The organism is Anaerotruncus sp. DFI.9.16 (assembly GCF_024461615.1).
GTDB classification, from domain to species: domain Bacteria; phylum Bacillota; class Clostridia; order Oscillospirales; family Ruminococcaceae; genus Anaerotruncus; species Anaerotruncus massiliensis.
Genome location: NZ_JANFZX010000034.1, coordinates 1 through 19,605, shown reverse-complemented (window position 1 = coordinate 19,605; position 19,605 = coordinate 1). Strand labels below are relative to the sequence as shown.

Genomic DNA, 19,605 nt, shown 5'->3' with positions numbered 1-19,605 from the left:
CTCCCGCGCGGCGGGAGAGGGCGGAGGCGTTTGAGCTGTCAGGCGCCCGCGCCGACCGTCGCGGGCTTGCGCATCTTCCTATCGGGGTTGCAACTGCGGAAGAGCAGGTAGAGCAGGGCGGCCACGCAGCAGAGCGCGAGCACCTGCCCGGCCCCGAACGGCACGCCGTAGAAGAACGCACCGCCGAGCTGGTTGATGATGAAGGCCATGATGTATGCCATACCGGTCATGTAACCGATCGCAAACCAGGTCCATTTCGCGCTCATCATTTCCCTGCGGATCGCGCCGATCGCCGCGAAGCAGGGGGCGCAGGTCAGGTTGAAGACCATGAAGGCCAGGGCGCTCGCGCTCGTCGCAAAGAGGGTTGGCAGGGACGCCAGCAGCGCCGGGTCGTCCTCGCCCACCTCTCCAAGCCCGAACAGCACGCCGAAGGTGCCGACGACGTTCTCCTTCGCCACCAGTCCGGAGACGCTCGCCACGGCCGCCTGCCAGTTGCCGAAGCCCAGCGGGGCGAAGATCGGAGCGATCACGCCGCCAATCGCCGCGAGCATGCTCGCGTTCTCATCGTCCACCATGCCGAAGCCTCCGGCCGTAAAGCCGAAGTTCTGGAGGAACCAGATCACGCCGCACGCCACGAAGATGACGGTGCCGGCCTTGATGATGAACGCCTTGCCGCGCTCCCACATGTGAATCAGCACGCCCTTTGGCGCCGGGAAGTGGTACTGCGGAAGCTCCATGACGAAGGGGGCGGGGTCTCCCGCGAACATCCTCGTCTTTTTGAGGATGACGCCCGATAGGATGACCATGAAGATGCCGAAGAAGTAGGTCGCCGGGGCCATCCAGGCGATCTCCGGGAAGACCGCGCCCGCGATCAGCGCGATGATCGGCAGCTTCGCGCCGCAGGGGATGAAGGTGGTCGTCATGATCGTCATGCGGCGGTCCTTCTCATTTTCGATCGTGCGGGTCGCCATGATCCCCGGCACGCCGCAGCCGGAGGAGATCAGCATCGGGATGAACGACTTGCCCGAAAGTCCGAATTTGCGGAAGATCCGGTCCATGATGAAGGCCACGCGCGCCATATACCCGCAGTCTTCAAGGATGGAGAGGAAGAAGAAGAGGATGAACATCTGCGGGACGAAGCCGAGCACCGCGCCCACGCCGCCGATGATGCCGTCGACCACGAGGCCGGTGAGCCATTCGGCGGCGCCGGCCGCCTCGAGCCAGCTGCCGGCGAGGGGCTGGACCGTTTCCGCGAAGAGGGTGTCGTTGGTCCAGTCGGTCACGAGCGTGCCGAGCCAGGAGACGGACACATAGTAGACGACGAACATGACCGCCGCGAAGATCGGCAGGGCCAGCCAGCGGTTGGTGACCACCTTGTCGATCCTGTCCGAGGTGGTCATGCCGGCGTTCTTTTTCTGCACGCAGCTTTTCATCAGCCTGGAGATGTACTGGTACCGCTCGTTGGTGATGATGCTCTCGCTGTCGTCGTCGAACTGCTTCTCGCAGTCGGAGACGATCATCTCGAGCTCCGCCTTGACGTCCGCGGGGAGCTGGAGCCGTTCAAGCACCCTCGCGTCCCGCTCGAACAGCTTGATGCTGTACCACCGGGCGTTCTCCGCCGGGACGAGGTCCGCGGCCAGCTCCCGGATCTGTGCCAGCGCGTCCTCCACGGGCCCCGAAAAGGTGTGCTGCGGACGGGTCTTGATCCCCGCCCTCGCCATCCGCACCGCGCGGTCGGCCGCCTCTTTCGAGCCGGTTCCCTTGACCGCCGAAGTCTCGATCACCTCGCAGCCGAGCGCCGCCGCCAGCTTGTGGGTGTCGATCCGGTCGCCGTTCTTTTTGACGATGTCGATCATGTTCAGCGCGATGATCACCGGGATGCCCATCTCGGTCACCTGGGTGGTCAGGTAGAGGTTGCGCTCGATGTTCGAGGCGTCCACGAGGTTGATGACCACATCGGGATGCTCGTTCATGATGTAGTCCCGGGTGACGACCTCCTCGAGCGTATAGGGAGAAAGCGAGTAGATGCCGGGAAGGTCGGTCACGATGACGTCCTGATGCCCCCGGAGCTTTCCCTCTTTCTTTTCGACCGTGACGCCCGGCCAGTTCCCCACGTATTGGCTCGAACCGGTCAGGTCGTTGAACATCGTTGTCTTGCCGCAGTTCGGATTGCCTGCGAGCGCAAGCTTGATTGCCATTTCCGTTTACCCCCCTCTGCGGGATTCCCCGCTGACTGACGTTGCACATATTAGCTGAAGCTAACTCATCCGCCGAAAAAACGCGGCTCCGCCGCCGGTCCCGCCGCCTATTCGACGAGGATGTTTTCCGCCTCGTTCCTGCGGATGGAGAGCTCATATCCGCGGATGGTGATCTCCACCGGGTCGCCCAGCGGGGCCACCTTGCGCACATAGACGGGTGTGCCCTTGGTGATGCCCATGTCCATGATCCGCCGCTTGAGCGCGCCTTCGCCGCCCAGCTTGGCGACGGTCACCGTTTCGCCGCATTGGACCTCTTTGAGTGTCTTCATACCGATCCTCCTCAAACCATGATTTTGCTTGCCATCGTCTTGCTCAGGGCGATCCGGGTGTCTTTCACATTGACGATCAGGTTGCCGCCCATCTCCGAAACGATCGTGACCTTCCCGCCCTCCACAAAGCCGAGGCTCTCCAGAAAGCGCCGGGTCTCTTCCTTCCCGTGGATCCCCCTGACGGTCGTTTTTTCGCCTGTCCGCGCCATCGTTAACGGCATCTCCACTGTTCTCCCCTCTCTGGTATCGCTGTGCGGGCAGCGCCCGCCCGGCATACGGTTAGACATCGCTAACCTTTTACGGGCATAGTTTACCATTGCTAACCTGTTTTGTCAATCCTTTGTCGCAAAAATTTTCCCGCCTTGCGCGAAAAAAGGAACTGTGTTAGAATAAGCGCAGATGAGCGGAAACGAATTTGTGAAGTTCCCACGAATTTGTTTTCTGAGGCTAACAACAGCGAGGGAGATTACCATGCGTATTCAAGAGTCCGCGGAAAATTATCTGGAAGCGATCCTGGTGCTGAAAAAGGAGGCGGGCGCGGTCCGTTCGATCGACGTGGCGCGCCACATGAACTTCACCAAGCCGAGCGTGAGCCGCGCCATGAGCCTCTTCCGCGAGAACGGCTATATCACAATGGATAAAGAGGGCTGGATCGAGCTGACCGACGCGGGCCGCGAAATCGCCGAGCGCATCTACGAGCGCCACAACTGCCTGACCGACTGGCTGACCGCGCTGGGCGTCTCCCCCGAAACCGCCGCGGCGGACGCCTGCCGGATGGAGCACGACATCAGCGAGGAAACCTTCGATAAGCTCCGGGAGCATATCCGGCGGCACGCGGGAAAATGACCCGCCTTCCTCCGTCCGGGGACGGCGGGCGCCGCCTCCAGGTTTTTCATTTCAGGCCCTTGACAAACCGTCTCGCGGCGTGATAAGATAAACGTAAGTTAGCTGAAACTAATCATCGGAACGCGGATTTTGCCGCCTTTTCTTTTCCCCTTCGGTTAGCTTTTGCAAACCGAAGCCGGACGGTGCGTCCGGCCCGTGCGGCCTCCCGCTTTCTTGCCCGGGAAGCCGGTGTTCCCCGTCCACAGCGCACAGCCGCGGCAGACCGCGGCTGTGCGCTTCCTCCTTTCCGGCCAAAGCATCTGCAAAGGAGTGGTATGTCATGCTCTCCCCCGCGTCTATCCGTTACCTGCTCGCGGTCTACGAGCTCTCCGACGGCGGCGCCGTGCGGTCGGTCGACATCGCGAACGCCCTCAAGGTCAGCCGGGCCAGCGTCGTCAAATGCCTCAAGCGGCTGGCCGGGGAGGGGATGATCCGCAAGGAGCACTATGGCGCCGTGCAGCTCACTCCCGAGGGCGTGCGGGAGTCCAACCGCATCTTCACCGAGTACACCCTGCTCTATGCGTTCTTTTTGCAGCGCCTGGGCGTGCCGCCCGGCTGCGCGCGGCGGGACGCCGTCTCGGCGCTCTGCACCTTCACCGCGGAAAGCCGGGAGCAGCTGATCCGCCGTGTGCTCGAACCGTCCTTCGCGGAGGAGTCATAGCCGCATCGTGTCATTCGGAACGGCGGGGCCGGCGCGGACGCGCCGGCCCCGTTTTCGTATCCGCCGGCGGCATAGGGAGCGTTGTCCGCCTCATAGGCTGTGATGAGGTGAAGCCTATGAAACCCGCCGTGTTTTTCGTCACCGAGACCTTCCGTTCCGCGTCCGAAAAGGCCCGGACGGACGCCCTCCAAGAAGCGGTCGACCAGTATCTCGCCCGCGCCCTGCGCCGCGGGGAATCGCCCGCGCCGCCCGCCGGGCGGGAGGACGCGGGAGGCGCGGAGACATGACCTGCGCGATCTACTGCCGGCTCAGCCGGGAGGACGCGGAAAAAATCCGGGAGAGCGAGAGCATCCAGAACCAGAAGGCGATGCTGGCCGACTACGCCGCCAGCCAGGGCTGGGAGGTCGGCGCGGTCTACTGCGACGAGGACTATTCGGGCGCCGACCGGGACCGCCCCGGCTGGAACGCCATGCTCGCCGCGGCAGAGCGCCGGGAGTTCCAGATCGTCCTCTGCAAGACGCAGTCCCGTTTCACGCGCGACATGGAGCTCGTGGAAAAATACCTCCACGGGCTGTTCCCGCTGTGGGGCGTCCGGTTCGTGGCGGTGGTGGACCACGTCGACACCGACCTCAAGGGCAACAAAAAGGCCCGCCAGATCAACGGGCTCATCAACGAGTGGTATCTTGAGGACCTGTCGGAGAACATCCGCGCGGTGTTCGCGCAAAAGCGCAGCGCGGGCAAATACATCGGCAGCATCCCCGCCTACGGCTACCGGAAGGACCCCGCCGACCACAACCATCTCGTGGTCGAACCGGAGGCGGCGGAGGTGGTCCGGAGCATCTTCTCCCTCTGCCTGGAGGGGTTCGGCAAGCAGAAGATCGCCGCCCTGCTCAACGAACGGGGGATCCCCAGCCCCTCCGCCTACAAGCGCGCCCGCGGCTGGACCCGCGGCGAGGCCGGCGCCGACGGCTGGAACCGCACAACGGTGGGGCGGATTCTGCGCAGCGAGCTCTACACCGGCACGATGGTGCAGGGAACCAAACGCCGGGTGAGCTACAAATCCAAGGCGTGCGCCGGGGTCCCGAAGGAGGCGTGGTGCCGCGTGGAGGGGACCCACGAGGCCATTGTCGACCGGGCGTCCTTCGACGCGGCGCAGGCGCTGCTTGACCGCCGCACCCGTTCCGGCGGGACGGGCGAGCCCCACCCGCTTGCCGGCATCGCGCGGTGCGCCGATTGCGGCGGGCCGCTCGTCAAGGTGTCGCAGCTCTACAAGGGGGTGCGGCGCTCCTACCTGCAATGCGGGCGCTACGCCTCCTCGCGGCCGCATCCGAACTGCACCCGCCATTCCGTCCGCCTCGACGCGCTGACCGGCGTCGTGGAGGAACGCGTCCGCGCGCTGGTACGCGCCCGCTACCGGCTCCCCAGCCCCGAACGGCTGCTGCCTCCCGGTGAAGCGGAAGCCCGCCTCCGCCGTGAGCGGGCGGAGGCGCTGGAATTGCAAAACCAGATCGCCCGGCGTTCAAGGGCGCTCGAAACCCTTTGCCTCGACCGGGCGGACGGCCTCATCGGGCGGGAGGAGTTCGCCGGGATGAGCGCGCGCTTCCGGGAGGAGCGGCAGGCGCTCCAGGCCCGGCTGGACGCGCTGGAGGCCCGGATGCGGGAGGCTCCCCCGGAGCCACCCGGCCTTCTGGCAAAGCGCGCGGAAGCGCTGCTGAGGCTCGATCCCATGCCGCGCGAGCTGCTCGTCCTGCTGGTCGACGCCGTCACGGTCGGCGAACGGCGGACGGACGGCACGCAGGAGGTGTCGATCCGTTGGCTGCTCTGAACGTTGGGCCAGGCCGGTTGAGTCGTCGAATTCGTGTCGCGGCTTTTTTCGTCATAGCGGGGGCCCCGTTCTCCCAGGCGCATGCGGTGTGCGACTCCTGGCCCCACCCGAAACGAAAGGCGCGCGGTATTCGATTCCGCGACACCCGCCCATGTGATCGAACCCAAATATCCGGGCGCGTTCGAGCAGGTCGTCGACCTGTCCTCCTGCTGGGACGAGCACGCGCTCTTCGAGTCGCGCGAGGCGATCATGGCGCTTGCGGCAAAGATCAGCCGCTGCCACGAGCACTGCTGCCGCTTCCTCGGCGCGGCGGGAAGCCTGCTCTCCGACACCTACCGCATCGCGCTCGAGGGCACCTCGGTCAGCAAGGTGGTCAAGGCGGCCCGGCGCATCGCGCTCAGCGAGTTCAAAGGCGGACCCGGGGGCCAGGGCCGCGAATCGGTGCGCTTCCTCTCCTGCGTCACCAACAAGGGCCCCGTCCTCTTCGACGGCACCGCCAAGGCGCTCTGCGACCGCATCTACCTCGTCGACGACGTCTATGGCGCCGCCTCCCGCCTCTTCCTCTCCGCCCTCCGCAGCCAGGCGCTCGAGGCCGGCTGGGACGTCATCACCTGTTACTGCCCACTCTCCCCGTTTGAGAAGATCGAGCACCTCTTCATCCCCGCTCTCCGGCTCGGCTTCATGACCGCCAACGACAACCACCTGCCCGACATCGAACCCTATAAGATCGTGCGGTCCAGGCGGTTCACCGACGCCGAACAGATCCGCGCCCACAGAAAGCGCATCACCTTCAACAGAAAGGCCTCCGCGCAGATGCTCGAGCAGGCCGCCCGCCTGCTGGCCGAGGCCAAGGCCCTGCACGACCAGCTCGAGGGCTACTATACGGGCGCCATGGATTTCGCGGCGGTCGACGCCGTGGGCGAACGCACGCTGCAAAAATACGAGCATATCTTCCAGAGCTACGGACTCTGACGCAGGTCGTCTCCTGTCGCGGATGAGGGCCGCCGGCAAACCGCCGGCGGCCCTTTGATCATGCTGATAAAAAACCGGACCGGCTGCCGCCGGTCCGGTTTTTCTTGCAGCTCTATCGGGATCACGCGCGCTCCTCCCGGACCGCGACGGCAAACTGGTCGCGCCCCGCTTTCTTCGCGTCGTAGAGCGCCTCGTCCGCCGCCTGGTAGAGCACGGCGTAGTTGTCTCCCGCGCGGGAAAGCGCCGCGCCCACGCTGATCGTGATCCTTCCGCCCTCCGCCAACGGCAGGCTGCGCGCCCGGGAACAGAGCGCGGCGCACTTGTTGTAGAGGAATTCGCGGTTTTTGATCCGCGGCAGGTAGACAAGGAATTCGTCCCCGCCCGGGCGCCCGACGATGTCGTCCGCACGGAAGCTCGAGCGCAGCAGCGCGGCTATCTGCCCGAGCGCCTCATCCCCCTGCATGTGCCCGTAGGTGTCGTTGATCTGCTTGAAGTAGTCGATGTCGATGAGCAGCAGCGCCCCCCTCTCCCCCTCCCGCATACGGGAAAGGCTCGCGCGCACGTGGGTCTGGCACGCCTCGGAATTGAAGACGTGGGTCAGGCTGTCGAGCTGGGCCCGCTCCATCAACTGGTCCTTCTCCTGCCGCTCCTCGTCGATCACATTGATCCTTCCGAGGGCATAGGCGGGCTCGTCGCCGTCGTAGACCGTCTCCAGCGCGATGCGCAGCCAGTGGGACATACCGTCGATGCATTCGATGTAGAGCTCGTGGACGCCGTCCTCCCGCGAGCGGACCACCTCGAGGAATGCCTTCCGCCGCTGCGCCTCCCGCGCGCTTTCGGGGCGCACGGAGTAATCGTAGCGGAGGAGATCGGGCTCGCCGCCGTCCTTGGACGGGTCTGAGACGAACATCGTATTGTTGCGGTAGCTGTATTCAAAGAAGTATTCGTTCACCAGCGCGTAGACACGGAAATGCTTTTTCAGCTCCAGAGCCGCCTCCCGGCTGGCCCGGACACGCCGACGCAGGGAAAGCAACAGGACCGCGATGACCGCCAGCGAGACGACGACGATGGCCGCCACGGATTCCACCGGGTTGGCCATCAGAACCGCCCGGAAGGAGAAGGGCTGCTTTTGGATGGTGTTCTGGTTGATGACCCCTTGGATCTCCGCGCTGGACAGCGTCATAATCGCCTTGTTGAGGATCGAAAGCAGCTCCTGCGGCGCGGGTTTGACCACCCCGTAGCAGAGCCTGCGCGGCTCGTAGGTCTGGGGGATCAGCTTGAGGTCGCGGAACTGCGGCTGGTTGATAAAATACTGCGCCATATAGGCGTCCACATAGGTGTAGTCCGCCTCGCCGGATTCCACCGCGCGGATGCAGTCGGCCACCTTGGTGTAGCGTACGACCTGCCCGACCGTCTCCCCGCGGTAAGGGCTCGCGGTCGTCAGGGCCAGCCGCTTGCCCTTGATCGTCTCCTCGCTGCTCCCCTCCTTCATCATCAGCAGGTATTGGGAGGAGATGTAGGGCCGCGTCATCGATAGGTGCCGCTCCCGCGCGAGGTCGTAGTCGTAGGGGATGCCCGCCGCGAGGTCGATCCCGCCCTGCTCGGCAAGGCTGTAGAGCTCCTCGGGGGAATCGACGGGCACCATCTCGAACGCGAGGCCCGTCTTATCCGAAATCAGCCTCAGCAGGTCGACCGAGATGCCGTCGAGCTCCCCCGTCCGTTCATTCAGGTATTGCAGCGGCGGCTGCTCGGTCAGCACCCCCACCCGCAGGGCCCCCGCCCCGTCGATGTACGCCGCCTCCGCGTCGGTCAGCCGGAGGTCCGCGCCTGTGGTGGTAAAGTACTTCTCGTAAAGCCGGTTGGAGAAGGTGGGGTCGGTTTGCTCAATGCTCATGATGGCGGAGTTGAGCTCCTCCATCATCTCCGCGTTTTTCCCCTTGGTGGTGATGAAATAGAACGGCTTGGGGGCAAACCGCGCGACGACGCGCGACCCCTCAAGGTAATTCAGGCTCGTATTGAGCAGCGCGTCCGCGCTGTCCTCCCGGACCGCCTCGAGCTGCTCCTCGATGGTGTCGCGGTAAACGTACACGGGCGTGACCAGGTTCATCGCGCAGTAGTCCTCAAGCTCCCGCTGCATCCGGCCGCCCTTTGACGCCTCCGCCACCGCCACCCGGATGGTCTGCTGCACCTGGGAGTTGATGACGACCTCCTGCACGTCGTCGTAGGGCACCTGCAGCACCGTTTCAACAACGCCGTAATTGTGGCTGGCGTAGTCGAACGTCTCCCCCATCTGCTCGGTGTAGAGCATCGCGCCCATCAGGTCGATCTCGCCCTCCTGCAGCATCCCCATCAGGGTGGTCAGGCTGTCGTCCATCGAGCCCGGCGCCTGCACGAACTCATAGTCCCAGCCGGTATACTGCGCGATCTCCTCCAGGTATTCATAGGTATAGCCGCTGTAATTCCCAAACTCGTCAAAGTCGGTCAGCCCGGCCTGGACGGGATAGGCGACCCGCACGACGCGGTCTTCCTGCCCGGCGGCCGCGGCAGGAAGCGACCAGCCGCCGGCGAGCAGCGCCGCGGCCAGCAGAAGGCCGATCCATTTTTTCAGCATACGATCACTCGATTCCATTTTTCGGGCTCACTCCCCGGTCGCAGAACAAGCCGCCTTTTTGGCGGCAAAGATTATATATGACCTATTATACCGGATTTCCGGCACCGGGGCAAGGAATCCTGAAGAATAAACGATTTTTTGCCTATTTTGCCAGAAAAAGGCCGCTGAAATTTCCTCTTTTGACGGGAGCGTACAGGCCTGAAAAATTCCGTAGAACTTTGCGGGAAGTTTTTCATCATTCACATCGTATTCACAGATTTTTGCCCTGTCCAACACATTCCCGACATATGATGAGGCGGTAAAAGCCGGAAAGAACGGCTGACTCTGTCAAATCAGCGCCGGCCCCGGCCGGAGATAGGAGTGGGAAGCATGAAACATATCCTGAGTAAAAAGAATGTCGCGTCGGCCGCCATCGTCATCGCGCTGGGCGCGGTCGCGGTCTCCACCGTCGTGCTGGCCGCGGGCAGGGGCCCCGGCGGCGGTGGCGGCCCGGGCGGCATGGGGGGCAACCTCGGCGAAATCGAGATGAGCGAGAGCGTCATCAGCGTCAAGCTCACCACCCCCGCCATTGGGAGTCTCACCCGCAGCACCGAATTCATCGGCAGGATCGAGCCGGGCGAAAGCGTCAACGTCTACCCCGAGGTCGCCGGCAAGGTGACGGCGGTCCACTTTACGGCGGGCGACACCGTCAAGGCGGGCGACCTGCTCTTCGAGATGGACGACAGCGACGCGCAGCTCGACTATGAGATCGCGCAGGCGAGCTACGACTCCAAGGTCATCTCCGCCGACACCACCCTCGGCAGCAGCTACGAATCCAACCTGCTCTCGCTGGAATCCAGCCTCAAGAGCGCCCAGCAGTCGCTGAACAACGCGCGCATCGAGCTGCGCGACTACAACGACGACAGCGAGGACTCCCTCATCTCCGCGCAGAAGGCGATGGACAAGGCGGAGACCGCGATGCGTGCGGCCGAGGCGGAGCTCGACGCCTACGCGGAGGCGAACCCCGGCGACAAGTCGAGCGAAACCTATCAGGATCTCGTGTCTGCGGTCTCCAAGGCGGAAAGCGCCTACAGCGTGGCGCGCAGCACCGTCAACGACCTGGAAAACGACGACGACAGCACCCTGCGCAGCCTGCGCAACAGCTACAAGAACGCGCAGACCAACTACGAGGCGGCGCTCGAAAAGTATAACCTCGCGAAGGGGGCCTCGCTCGAGGACACCAAGGCGAGCGTCGACAACTCCCTCAAATCCGCCCAGCTCTCCCTCGAGCAGAGCGCCAAAAAGCTGGAGAAGTACAAGGTCTATTCCCCCATCGACGGGGTGATCGAGGCGAGCTCGGTGAACGAGCATGAGAACGCGTCGACCCAGACCGCGGCCTTCACGATCTCCAACAAGAACCAGATGTCGGTCACCTTCAACGCCACGGCGGACGCGGCGACCGCGCTTTCGATCGGCGACGAGGTCACCGTCCGGAAGAGCGGGAACGACTATACCGCCATCATTACCTCGATCGACTCCAAGGCGGACGAAGGCACCGGCCTCTTCCCCATCGAGGCCCAGATCCAGGACGACGGCGGCGCGCTGCTCTCGGGCGTGACCGTCAAGGTCTCCGCCGCCACCCAAAAGGCGGAGAACGCCCTGCTCGTCCCGATCGACAGCGTCTACTACGAGGATGGGCAGGCATACGTCTTTACATACGCGGACGGTCAGGCCCATCGCACCGACTTTGAAACGGGCATGTCCAACAGCGAGACGGTCGTCGCCCTCTCCGGCCTCGACGAAAGCAGCCGGATCATCACCACCTGGCACCCCGACCTCAAGGACGGCGCCAAGGTGCAGCTTGCCGAGGGGCAGGCCGACCCCGAAGCGGGCGCCGCCCCCGCGCGGGCCCCCGCGGACATCCCCGCGGAAGCCGCCGATGAAGGCGCGGCGGACACCGCCGAACAGGAATCCGCCGCAGGGACGGCCGTACAGGAGGATTAACCGCTGATGACACTTCCAAAATTAGCCGTCAAACGGCCGGTATCGGTGCTCATGTGCGTGCTCTGCCTGCTGGTCTTCGGCGTCTCCTCGATCTTCGGCATGGAGATGGAATCCACGCCCGAGATGTCGATGCCCATCTTCATGGTCCGCACCGGCTATTCGGGCGCGTCGCCGGAGGAGGTCGACGAATTGATCACCGACGTGATCGAATCGGCGCTCTCCACCGTCAGCGACGTGGAGAGCATGACCTCGCGCTCGTCGGAGGGCTCCTCCATGACCACGCTGGAGTTCGACTACAACACCGACATGGACGAAAAGTACGACGAGATCAATGAGGCTCTCCAGCGGGTGCGCCTGCCCGACTCGGCGGACGACCCGACCATCATGGAGATGAGCATGGACTCCTCCTCCGTCATGGACCTGTCGATCACCACCCCCGCGACCGGGGACAACATCTACTCCTACATCGAGGACACCGTCGTGCCCGAAATCGAGTGGATCTCCGGCGTCTCGGAGGTGAGCATGCGCGGCGGCACCCGCGAATACATCCAGGTGGAGCTCCGGGAGGAGGAGATGGAGCAGTACGGCCTTTCGATGACCGACATCTCCAGCGCCATCGCCAGCGCCGATTTCACCACCACCGTGGGCGAGATCAACCGCGGCGAGGTCAGCCTGACGCTCCAGGGCGGCATGAACTACGACACCTATGAGAGCCTCGAAACGATCCCCATCTCCCTGGCCTCGGGGGACATCATCCACGTCTCCGACGTGGCCAACGTCACGATGGCCGAGCAGAGCATGTCCTCCATCAGCCGCTACAACGGCATGGACAACATCTCCCTCTCCGTCTCCAAAAACCAGTCCGCCAACACGATCGACGTGTGCAACCAGGTCGTGAGCGTGGTGGACGACCTCAACCGGCAGGGACTGGGGCTGGCCATCACCATCACTGGCAACTCGGGCGAAACGATCTATGAGAACATCATGAACGTCGTCCAGTCCCTCGTCCTCGGCCTCGCGCTGGCCATGCTCGTGCTGGTGGCCTTCCTCGGCGACTGGCGTGCCGCCTTCATCGTGGCGATTTCGATGCCGCTCTCCGTCTTCGCGGCGCTCGTGCTCATGGCGGCCTTCGGCATGACCATCAACATCATGTCGCTCGGCGGCCTCGTCGTGGGCATCGGCATGATGGTCGACAACTCGATCGTTGTGCTCGACTCCTGCTTCAAGGAGCAGGACGGCATCAAGAGCTACGACCAGGTGGCGGTCGAGGGCGCGAACCTCGTGAACTCCGCGATCATCGCCTCCACCGTCACGACGATCGTCGTCTTCCTGCCCATCTCCCTGATGAACGGCATGTCCGGCCAGCTCTTCAAGGAGGTCGGCTTCACGATCGTCTTCTCCCTGACCGCCTCGCTGATCTCGGCGCTGACGATGGTGCCGCTCCTCTTCGCGCGGATGCGGCCGCGGGAGAAGAAGGACTCCTGGGTCAACCGGCGGCTGCACGGCCTGGAAAGAGCCTACAAGCGGCTGCTGACCACCGCCCTGAACCACAAGCTCACCGTCATCATCATCGCGGTCGTGCTGCTGGCGGGCACCTTCGTCATGTTCACCCGGATCGACATGGAGCTGATGCCGTCGAGCGACGAGGGCTCGATCAGCATCTCCGTCACCACCAAGACCGGCCTCGACATCGACGCCACCGACGCCATCATGACCGAGGTGGAGGAGATTGTGGCGGCCCAGGAGGACGTCGAAAGCTATTCGATGCGGGGCAACGGCGGGTCCGCCAGCCTCACCGTCTACCTCAAGGACGACCGTGGCATCTCCACCGACGACTTCATCACCCTCATGCGCAAGGAGACCTCCGGCATCGACAACGCGGCGGTCGAGGTCGAGGAGCAGAGCTCGATGTCCTTCGGCAGCCGGGGCGTACAGATCAATCTGACCGGCTCCAACCTGGATACGCTGCGGGAGGTCGCGGATGAGATCAAGACGGTCGTCGCCGGGTTCGACGGCATCGACTCGGCCTCCACCAGCCTCAGCGACGGCAGCCCGCGCGCCGAGATCATCGTCGACCCGGTCCAGGCCGCCGCGATCGGCACGACCCCCGCCTCCATCCTCTCCACCGCGAAGAACATGATCTCCGGCATCGACGCCGCCGACCTGCAGACCAGCGACCAGGAATACACCGTCAAGGTCATGTATCCCGAGGGCCGGTTCAAGGACGTCAGCGACCTCTCCGGCCTCATGATCCCCACCCGCAGCGGCGGGCAGGTGCCGATCACCGACGTCGCCTCCGTCGTCTTCAACAACGCCCCCTCGCAGATCCAGCGGCAGGACGGCGAATACCAGGTGTCCGTCACCGGGCAGACCGCGGCGGGCGTCTCCGCCACCCAGCTCTCCAACCAGATCATGGCCCGCGTCGGGCAGATGGACCTGCCCGACGGCGTGAGCATCGCGGCGGGCGGCAACATGCAGACGATGAACGAGGAGTTCGGCAAAATCTACAATGCGCTGGCAATCGCGGTCTTCCTCGTCTTCGTGGTCATGGCCATGCAGTTTGAATCGATGCGCTTCTCCCTCGTGGTCATGCTCTCGGTGCCCTTCTCGATGACCGGCGCGTTCCTGGCGCTGCTGCTCACCGGCATGACCATCTCGATGACCAGCCTCATCGGCCTCATCATGCTCGTCGGCATCGTCGTCAACAACGCGATCGTGCTGATCGACTACACCAACATCCTGCGGCGCGAGCAGGGGCTGGGCGCGCGGGACGCCCTGATCTTCGCGGCCCCCACCCGCCTGCGCCCCATTCTGATGACCACCCTGACCACCGTGCTCGGCCTCGTGCCGACCGCAGTCGGCATCGGCGGCAACGTCGAGATGATGCAGTCGATGTCGGTCGTCGTCATCGGCGGGCTCACCTTCTCGACCCTGATCACCCTCGTCCTGATCCCGACCGTCTACCTGCTGGCGGACGGCGAGGACCGCCGCAAAAAGGGCCGCCGGACGGGCAGGAAATCCCTCTTCCGCCGGAACCTCCGGGAGCAGCCCCAGGTCTCCGGCGACCCGGTCCCCGAAGAATTTCTCTGATCGGTAATCCCCTCCTATAAAAGGGGCCGCCCGGCGTCTGCCGGGCGGCCCCTTTGCGTATTCCTCCGCTTTTGGATCAGTCCCTCCCGCACGCGCCGTCCGAGATTGTGTAGCCGTTCTTGCCCCGCTCCTTGGACTTGTAGAGAGCGGCGTCCGCGGCCCGGTAGAGGCCGTCGAAGCCGTCCCCCTGCCGGGGGGCGAAGGAGACGCCGATGCTGGCGGAGAGGTGCCAGTTCTTCTCCTCCGCGCCGTAGGCCCGGTCGAGCGCGGCGGAAAGCTCCGCCGCCTTCTCGGCCGCCCACGTCTCGTCCGGCGCGGCCACGAAGGCCGCGAACTCGTCGCCTCCGATGCGCCCGAGCAGGTCGTCCGCGCGGAAGTGCCCGCGCAGAATGCGCGTGAATTCCCGGATGACCCCGTCCCCGAAGGCGTGGCCGTAGCTGTCATTGGCACGCTTGAAGTTGTCGATGTCGAAGATGAAGAAGGCGTACAGGCGGCCCGGGTTCTCCCGCAGGCAGTCCTCGATCCGCCGCTGGGTCGCCGCCTTGGTGAACAGCCCGGTCATCTCGTCGGTCTGGGCGAGCAGGCGCATCCGTTCCTCCTGCTTCTTTTCCGCGTCGATGTTCTGCCGGTATACCAGCATGCGCAGGCTGCCGTCCCCCTCCAGCGGGACAAGCCGCGCGGTGATCCGCATCCAGTAGTACTCCCCGCCGTCCCTGCTGATCATGAGCTCATACCGCAGGGCCTCGCGGCCCTGCTGGAAGGCCCGCAGCACGTTTTCGGGCAGGAAGGTGTCAAGATACCCCTGCCGGAACTCCTCCTTGACCTGCTTTTTCGCGACGATCTGCAGCGCCTTGTCGTAGGGGGTCCCGTGCGGGGCGCCGAGGCTTTCAAAATACTGCTCGGTGGCGTGGTTGGCGGGCCGGTTGTGGGTGATGTCCAGCTCGTAAATGTCTTCAAAGAGCTGACCGGTGGCTTTTTCGAACACCGTACGCCGCTCCTGCTCGACCGACCGGGTCAGCTCGACGATCTGGCGGTTGAAGGTGCGGATCACGTGGGTGATGACCCAGAGAATCACCGCGATGATCACGCAGATTACCAGCATGGTCAAAACGAGCTGGCGGTTGAGGGCCTCCACCAGCGTGGCGGTGTCCTGGTTCACCACCAGGTGCCACTCCAGTTCGGGCAGGTAGCGCGCGACCACGTAGTCGGTCTTCTGGAGCCCCGAGCCGCCGGTGATCCAGAAGCTGCGCGCCATGCCCTCCTCCTTCCAGGTGAGGATCTCCCGCCGGACCCGGTCGCTGTAGTGGGTGACGTCGAAGAGGTTGACCGCCTCGTAGCCGGTGTATCGGGGGGAGATCTCGATCGTGCCGTTCCCGTCGACCAGGAAGGCGCCGACGCCGAACTTGTCCTCGTAGCCCTGCAGCACCGCCTGCAGGCTGGTGATCCGCATCCCCACGCCCACGACGCCGATCACCTCTCCGCTCTCGTCGTGGATCTTGCAGTTGACGAACACGGTGATCCGGTTTTCCGCGCCCTCCACCTCGTCGTTGTCCACGTTCATGGCGTAGTCCTCGGGGCTTTGCAGCAGCTCGTAATACCAGACGTTCTCCGGATCGCCGGGGTCCAGCACCCGGTCGAGGCCGTTGAAATTGTAGTAGCGGCCGGTGCGCGTGGAGATCAGGAAGACCGCGTCGTAGTCGTATTTCCGCTGGTAGGCGCCGAGGTATTCGCTCAGGGTGCCGATGTAGGAGGGGTCGTCCAGGCGCTCCCCCTCGCCGGAGAGGTATTCCCGCAGCAGGCTGTCGTTGGCCATCGTCAGCGACACGTTGACCGGCTTGGTGAAGGTGGTGGCCATCTGGTAGTAGATGCCCTCCGAGGTCAGCGAGGAGACCTCCTCGATATTCTGCAGCGACGCGCTGTAGTTCGCGCGGTAGCTGAGCACCGCCGTCAGCAGGAACCCAACGATGATGATCAGGCAGACCAGCAGGTTGGTCCGCATGAGGATGTTCTTTTTCATTGGCGGGCGCCTCTCTTTCCAAGCGTCCGCGCCGGAAGGCGCATCCGCTATGGATATTGTAATCCCTTTGCGGTCACAAATCAATGCTTCCCGCATCCCGCACGCCCGCAAACATGCAAAAAAACGGCGGGCGGATACCCGCCGCGCCGTTTTTCCTGTCTTTTCCTGTCTTTTGCGGTCACAGCCCATTATTTTCCAGCATTTCAGCAATCTCCGTCACCGTCCTCCTCCGGATCCGCCTCCTCGCCGATCTCCGCGAGCGGCAGGCGGAACCAGAACCGGACCCCGTCCTCGATGTTTTCGACCCCGTAGTCCATCCCGTGGGCCTCCATGACGACCTTGACGATCGCGAGCCCGAGGCCGTAGCCCTGCACCTCGCGGGACCGGGACTTGTCGGCGCGGTAGAAGCTGTCGAAGAGGCTGCCGAGGTCGTCCGGGGCGATGGGCGGGCTCTGGTTCTCCACCGACACGCGGCAGAGGCCCGCCCCGCCGTCCTGTACGCACAGCCGGATGACGCCCTCCTCCGGGGAATATTTGACCGCGTTTTCAAAGAGGTTGTTCACCGCCTGCCCGATCATCGAATAGTCGGCGGAGACGATGAACTCCTCCTCGAGCTCCTTCTTCACCGTGAGGCGTTTGCGCTCGGTGAGGATGCGGTGGCTGCGCACGGCGCTGTCGAGCACCTCGCTCAGGCAGAAGATCGAGAGCTGCGCCTTTTCCACGCCGCTCTCCAGCCGGGAGAGCTCGAGCAGCTTTCCCACCATCAGCGAGAGCCGGTTGCTCTCCGCGATGATGATCTCGCACGACTCCTTCCGCCGCGGGTCGGTCTCCTCCTCCGCGAGCGCCTCGGCGTAGCTGATCATGAGGGTGAGCGGCGTCTTGAAATCGTGGGAGACGTTCGCCACGAACTGCTGGCGCAGGCGGTCGGTCTGCTGCTGGCGCACGAGGTCGTTCTGGAGCACCTCATTGGCCTCCACCAGTCGGCTCACCGCCGCCTGCAGGTCGTCCGACATCTGGTTGACGCTCCCGGCGAGCATCGCGATCTCGTCGTGGCCCTTCGCCTCGCACCGCTCGGAGAAGTCGAGCCGCGAGATCTTGTCCGCCGCCCGCTGGATTCCCTGGATCGGCCGCGTGATCCGCCCGACCACGAAATAGATGATCACCGCGCCCACCAGCAGGATCGCGATTGACATCAGCGCGGTGTACTTGACCGCGAGGTCGGCGAAGGATTTGAGGTACCCGCGAGGGGTCTGGATATAGAGGTAGAGGTTGTCGTCCAGCCGGGTGGAGAGGGTGAGCATCCCGTCGTCTTCCCACGGGTTGAAGGACTCCTCCAGCCGCACGTCGAAGCTCTCGTCCGAGTCCCGCAGCCGCGCGAGCATCTTCTCCTGGAACCGGTCGGCGTCCTCCCCCCGCGGCTTGGGGGCGTTTTCCCGGTCGCCCCACGGGCGCATCTCCTCCCGTCCGGTGCGGGAGTGGTAGCGCATCTGAACCCGCCCGTCCCCGCCGATCTCAAACAGGCTCACGATCGCGTTGCCGTTTTCCAGCTTCCCGATCGCGTCGTAGATTTCCCCGCTGTTCTCCTGGTAGGCGGCGCGGATCGCCCGCGCGCTCTGCTCCAGCTCGCTGACCTTGTTGCTCTGGTAGAACCGCTCGAACAGGGTGGAGCCCATGAAGAGCAGGACCACCACATGCACCACGAGGATGAAGAAGATGACCCCGAAAAGCTCCTTGCGGATGCCGCTTTTAATCCGTCCACTCAAATTTGTATCCCACTTTCCTTACGGTGGTGATGCAGGAGGCGTATTTCCCCAGCTTGGCGCGCAGGCATTTGATGTGGGTGTCGACCGTGCGGTCGTCCCCGTTGTAGTCCATGTCCCACACCGTGCAGATGATCTGGTCGCGGGTGAGCACGATCCCCTGGTTTTTCACGAGGTAGTAGAGCAGGTCGAACTCCTTGGGGGTGGTGATGATCTTTTGCCCGTCCACCAGCACTGTGCGCTCGCGGTAGAGGATTTTGAGCCCGCCCACCTCCGCGTCGCTCATGTCGTTGGCTTTCGTGCGCTTTAAAAGGTTCTTCACCCGCGTCACGAGAATGGTGGGCGAAAAGGGCTTGGCGATGTATTCGTCCGCCCCCATGTGGAACCCCGTCACCTCGTCCCGCTCGCTGTCGCGCGCGGTCAGCATCAAAATCGGCACGTCCGACTTGCTGCGGATCTCCCGGCAGGCGTCGTACCCGTCCTTGCGGGGCATCATCACGTCGAGCATGACCAGCACGACGTCATCGTTGTCCTCGAACTTCTCCACCGCCTGCTGGCCGTCGGCGGCCTCCACCACCTTGAAGCCCTCCCGCACGAGGTAGCTCGCCACGAGCTGTCGGATCTTCGCTTCGTCCTCCGCGATCAATATTTTACTATCCATTCCGGCACCGTCCCAACGTTCATTTTGAAAGGCCCGCGTCTTTCCACCCTTCCAGTATGCGGCGCTATTGTGACGTTCCTGTGTGTAAAGTTTGACGAATCGGAAAATTGCGGCGGGCTAACCGGCCGTCCCTTCCGGCAAGCGCCGCCACAGGGTGTAAAGCAAAAGGCCAGCCAGGCAGAATCCCGCGCCCGCCGCCATCGCCCGCCCGACGCCCTCCTCGGCGAGCCTGCCGAAGATCAGGCCGGTGCCCACCGCGACCAGGTTCATCACGCTCGAGTAGACCGACAGCATCGTGGCCCGCCCGCAGGAACGCACCTGCCGGTTTTGGACCTCCATGCCGATGGGCGCGAAGACCGACGCGGACAGCCGCAGCGCAAGGATGCCCGCCACCGAAAGCACGGGGCTTCCGGTTACCGCGAGCAGCCCGCAGGAGAGCGCGCCGAGCAGGAAGAGCCCCGAAAGGGCCCGCCCCTCCCCCAGCCGGGCGGTCAGCCGGTGGGAACGCGCGGCGAAGAGCCCCATGAGGGTCAGCGGGATGAACAGGTATCCCATCGCGCCTGTCGCGTAGGCGGCTTCAATGGCGCTGGCGTTTTTGACGGTGGGCGTGGAC

General features: G+C 64.2%; 14 protein-coding genes and 1 pseudogene. 7 read left to right on the top strand and 8 right to left on the bottom strand.

Annotated elements, in window-relative coordinates:
• Nucleotides 1-38: 38 nt before the first annotated feature.
• The 3 genes from feoB to NE609_RS11920 all read right to left on the bottom strand — a co-directional run bounded on the left by feoB (nucleotide 39) and on the right by NE609_RS11920 (nucleotide 2,748).
• Complete coding sequence (gene feoB, locus NE609_RS11930) at nucleotides 39-2,198, bottom strand: ferrous iron transport protein B (RefSeq protein WP_256152620.1); 2,160 nt, start codon at nucleotides 2,196-2,198, stop codon at nucleotides 39-41.
• A gap of 107 nt (nucleotides 2,199-2,305) precedes the next feature.
• A complete protein-coding gene (locus NE609_RS11925) occupies nucleotides 2,306-2,527 on the bottom strand; it encodes a FeoA family protein (protein ID WP_121587726.1) in 222 nt (73 codons plus the stop codon).
• A gap of 11 nt (nucleotides 2,528-2,538) precedes the next feature.
• Nucleotides 2,539-2,748, bottom strand: coding sequence for a FeoA family protein (locus NE609_RS11920; protein ID WP_121587727.1), 210 nt, complete (start codon nucleotides 2,746-2,748; stop codon nucleotides 2,539-2,541).
• A gap of 250 nt (nucleotides 2,749-2,998) precedes the next feature.
• Between NE609_RS11920 and NE609_RS11915 the strand changes: the two genes are divergently transcribed.
• The 5 genes from NE609_RS11915 (at nucleotide 2,999) to NE609_RS11895 (ending at nucleotide 6,870) form a co-directional block, all read left to right on the top strand.
• On the top strand, nucleotides 2,999-3,373 hold the full coding sequence (locus NE609_RS11915; RefSeq protein WP_121587728.1) for a metal-dependent transcriptional regulator: 375 nt from the start codon (nucleotides 2,999-3,001) through the stop codon (nucleotides 3,371-3,373).
• A gap of 319 nt (nucleotides 3,374-3,692) precedes the next feature.
• Nucleotides 3,693-4,073 carry a metal-dependent transcriptional regulator gene (locus tag NE609_RS11910; protein WP_121587729.1) on the top strand — a complete coding sequence of 127 codons (381 nt, stop codon included), beginning with the start codon at nucleotides 3,693-3,695 and terminating at the stop codon, nucleotides 4,071-4,073.
• Nucleotides 4,074-4,189: 116 nt separating this feature from the next.
• Nucleotides 4,190-4,360 carry a hypothetical protein gene (locus NE609_RS11905; protein WP_158595736.1) on the top strand — a complete coding sequence of 57 codons (171 nt, stop codon included), beginning with the start codon at nucleotides 4,190-4,192 and terminating at the stop codon, nucleotides 4,358-4,360.
• Nucleotides 4,357-5,898: a recombinase family protein gene (locus NE609_RS11900; protein ID WP_256152619.1), complete on the top strand. Its 1,542-nt coding sequence runs from the start codon at nucleotides 4,357-4,359 to the stop codon at nucleotides 5,896-5,898. Before NE609_RS11905 ends, NE609_RS11900 begins: the two co-directional genes overlap by 4 nt.
• 153 nt (nucleotides 5,899-6,051) lie before the next feature.
• Nucleotides 6,052-6,870, top strand: coding sequence for a hypothetical protein (locus NE609_RS11895; RefSeq protein WP_256152618.1), 819 nt, complete (start codon nucleotides 6,052-6,054; stop codon nucleotides 6,868-6,870).
• A 121-nt stretch (nucleotides 6,871-6,991) separates the two neighbouring features.
• On the opposite strand, the gene NE609_RS11890 is transcribed toward NE609_RS11895, so the two are convergent.
• Nucleotides 6,992-9,499, bottom strand: a complete 2,508-nt coding sequence (locus NE609_RS11890; protein ID WP_256152617.1) for a transporter substrate-binding domain-containing protein — start codon at nucleotides 9,497-9,499, stop codon at nucleotides 6,992-6,994.
• A gap of 351 nt (nucleotides 9,500-9,850) precedes the next feature.
• Between NE609_RS11890 and NE609_RS11885 the strand changes: the two genes are divergently transcribed.
• Nucleotides 9,851-11,464 (top strand): efflux RND transporter periplasmic adaptor subunit, encoded by a 1,614-nt coding sequence (locus tag NE609_RS11885; RefSeq protein WP_256152616.1) that lies wholly within the window; start codon nucleotides 9,851-9,853, stop codon nucleotides 11,462-11,464.
• 6 nt (nucleotides 11,465-11,470) lie between these two features.
• Nucleotides 11,471-14,554, top strand: coding sequence for an efflux RND transporter permease subunit (locus tag NE609_RS11880; protein WP_256152615.1), 3,084 nt, complete (start codon nucleotides 11,471-11,473; stop codon nucleotides 14,552-14,554).
• 76 nt (nucleotides 14,555-14,630) lie between these two features.
• On the opposite strand, the gene NE609_RS11875 is transcribed toward NE609_RS11880, so the two are convergent.
• The 4 genes and pseudogenes from NE609_RS11875 to NE609_RS11860 all read right to left on the bottom strand — a co-directional run.
• Nucleotides 14,631-16,571 carry a sensor domain-containing diguanylate cyclase gene (locus tag NE609_RS11875; RefSeq protein WP_256152614.1) on the bottom strand — a complete coding sequence of 647 codons (1,941 nt, stop codon included), beginning with the start codon at nucleotides 16,569-16,571 and terminating at the stop codon, nucleotides 14,631-14,633.
• A 203-nt stretch (nucleotides 16,572-16,774) separates the two neighbouring features.
• The gene (locus tag NE609_RS11870) at nucleotides 16,775-18,334 is read right to left on the bottom strand and encodes a cell wall metabolism sensor histidine kinase WalK (RefSeq protein WP_256152613.1); all 1,560 of its coding nucleotides are present in this window, start codon (nucleotides 18,332-18,334) and stop codon (nucleotides 16,775-16,777) included.
• Nucleotides 18,318-18,992 carry a response regulator transcription factor gene (locus tag NE609_RS11865; protein ID WP_256152612.1) on the bottom strand — a complete coding sequence of 225 codons (675 nt, stop codon included), beginning with the start codon at nucleotides 18,990-18,992 and terminating at the stop codon, nucleotides 18,318-18,320. The genes NE609_RS11870 and NE609_RS11865 overlap by 17 nt, the downstream gene beginning before the upstream one ends.
• Nucleotides 18,993-19,109: 117 nt before the next feature.
• Nucleotides 19,110-19,605, bottom strand: a pseudogene (locus tag NE609_RS11860) (hypothetical protein); the annotation flags it as partial.

Coding starts and splice junctions, on each gene's coding strand:
- feoB (WP_256152620.1), bottom strand. CDS start 2,198: ATGGCAATCAAGCTTGCGCTCGCAGGCAATCCGAACTGCGGCAAGACA.
- NE609_RS11925 (WP_121587726.1), bottom strand. CDS start 2,527: ATGAAGACACTCAAAGAGGTCCAATGCGGCGAAACGGTGACCGTCGCC.
- NE609_RS11920 (WP_121587727.1), bottom strand. CDS start 2,748: ATGCCGTTAACGATGGCGCGGACAGGCGAAAAAACGACCGTCAGGGGG.
- NE609_RS11915 (WP_121587728.1), top strand. CDS start 2,999: ATGCGTATTCAAGAGTCCGCGGAAAATTATCTGGAAGCGATCCTGGTG.
- NE609_RS11910 (WP_121587729.1), top strand. CDS start 3,693: ATGCTCTCCCCCGCGTCTATCCGTTACCTGCTCGCGGTCTACGAGCTC.
- NE609_RS11905 (WP_158595736.1), top strand. CDS start 4,190: ATGAAACCCGCCGTGTTTTTCGTCACCGAGACCTTCCGTTCCGCGTCC.
- NE609_RS11900 (WP_256152619.1), top strand. CDS start 4,357: ATGACCTGCGCGATCTACTGCCGGCTCAGCCGGGAGGACGCGGAAAAA.
- NE609_RS11890 (WP_256152617.1), bottom strand. CDS start 9,499: ATGGAATCGAGTGATCGTATGCTGAAAAAATGGATCGGCCTTCTGCTG.
- NE609_RS11885 (WP_256152616.1), top strand. CDS start 9,851: ATGAAACATATCCTGAGTAAAAAGAATGTCGCGTCGGCCGCCATCGTC.
- NE609_RS11880 (WP_256152615.1), top strand. CDS start 11,471: ATGACACTTCCAAAATTAGCCGTCAAACGGCCGGTATCGGTGCTCATG.
- NE609_RS11875 (WP_256152614.1), bottom strand. CDS start 16,571: ATGAAAAAGAACATCCTCATGCGGACCAACCTGCTGGTCTGCCTGATC.
- NE609_RS11865 (WP_256152612.1), bottom strand. CDS start 18,992: ATGGATAGTAAAATATTGATCGCGGAGGACGAAGCGAAGATCCGACAG.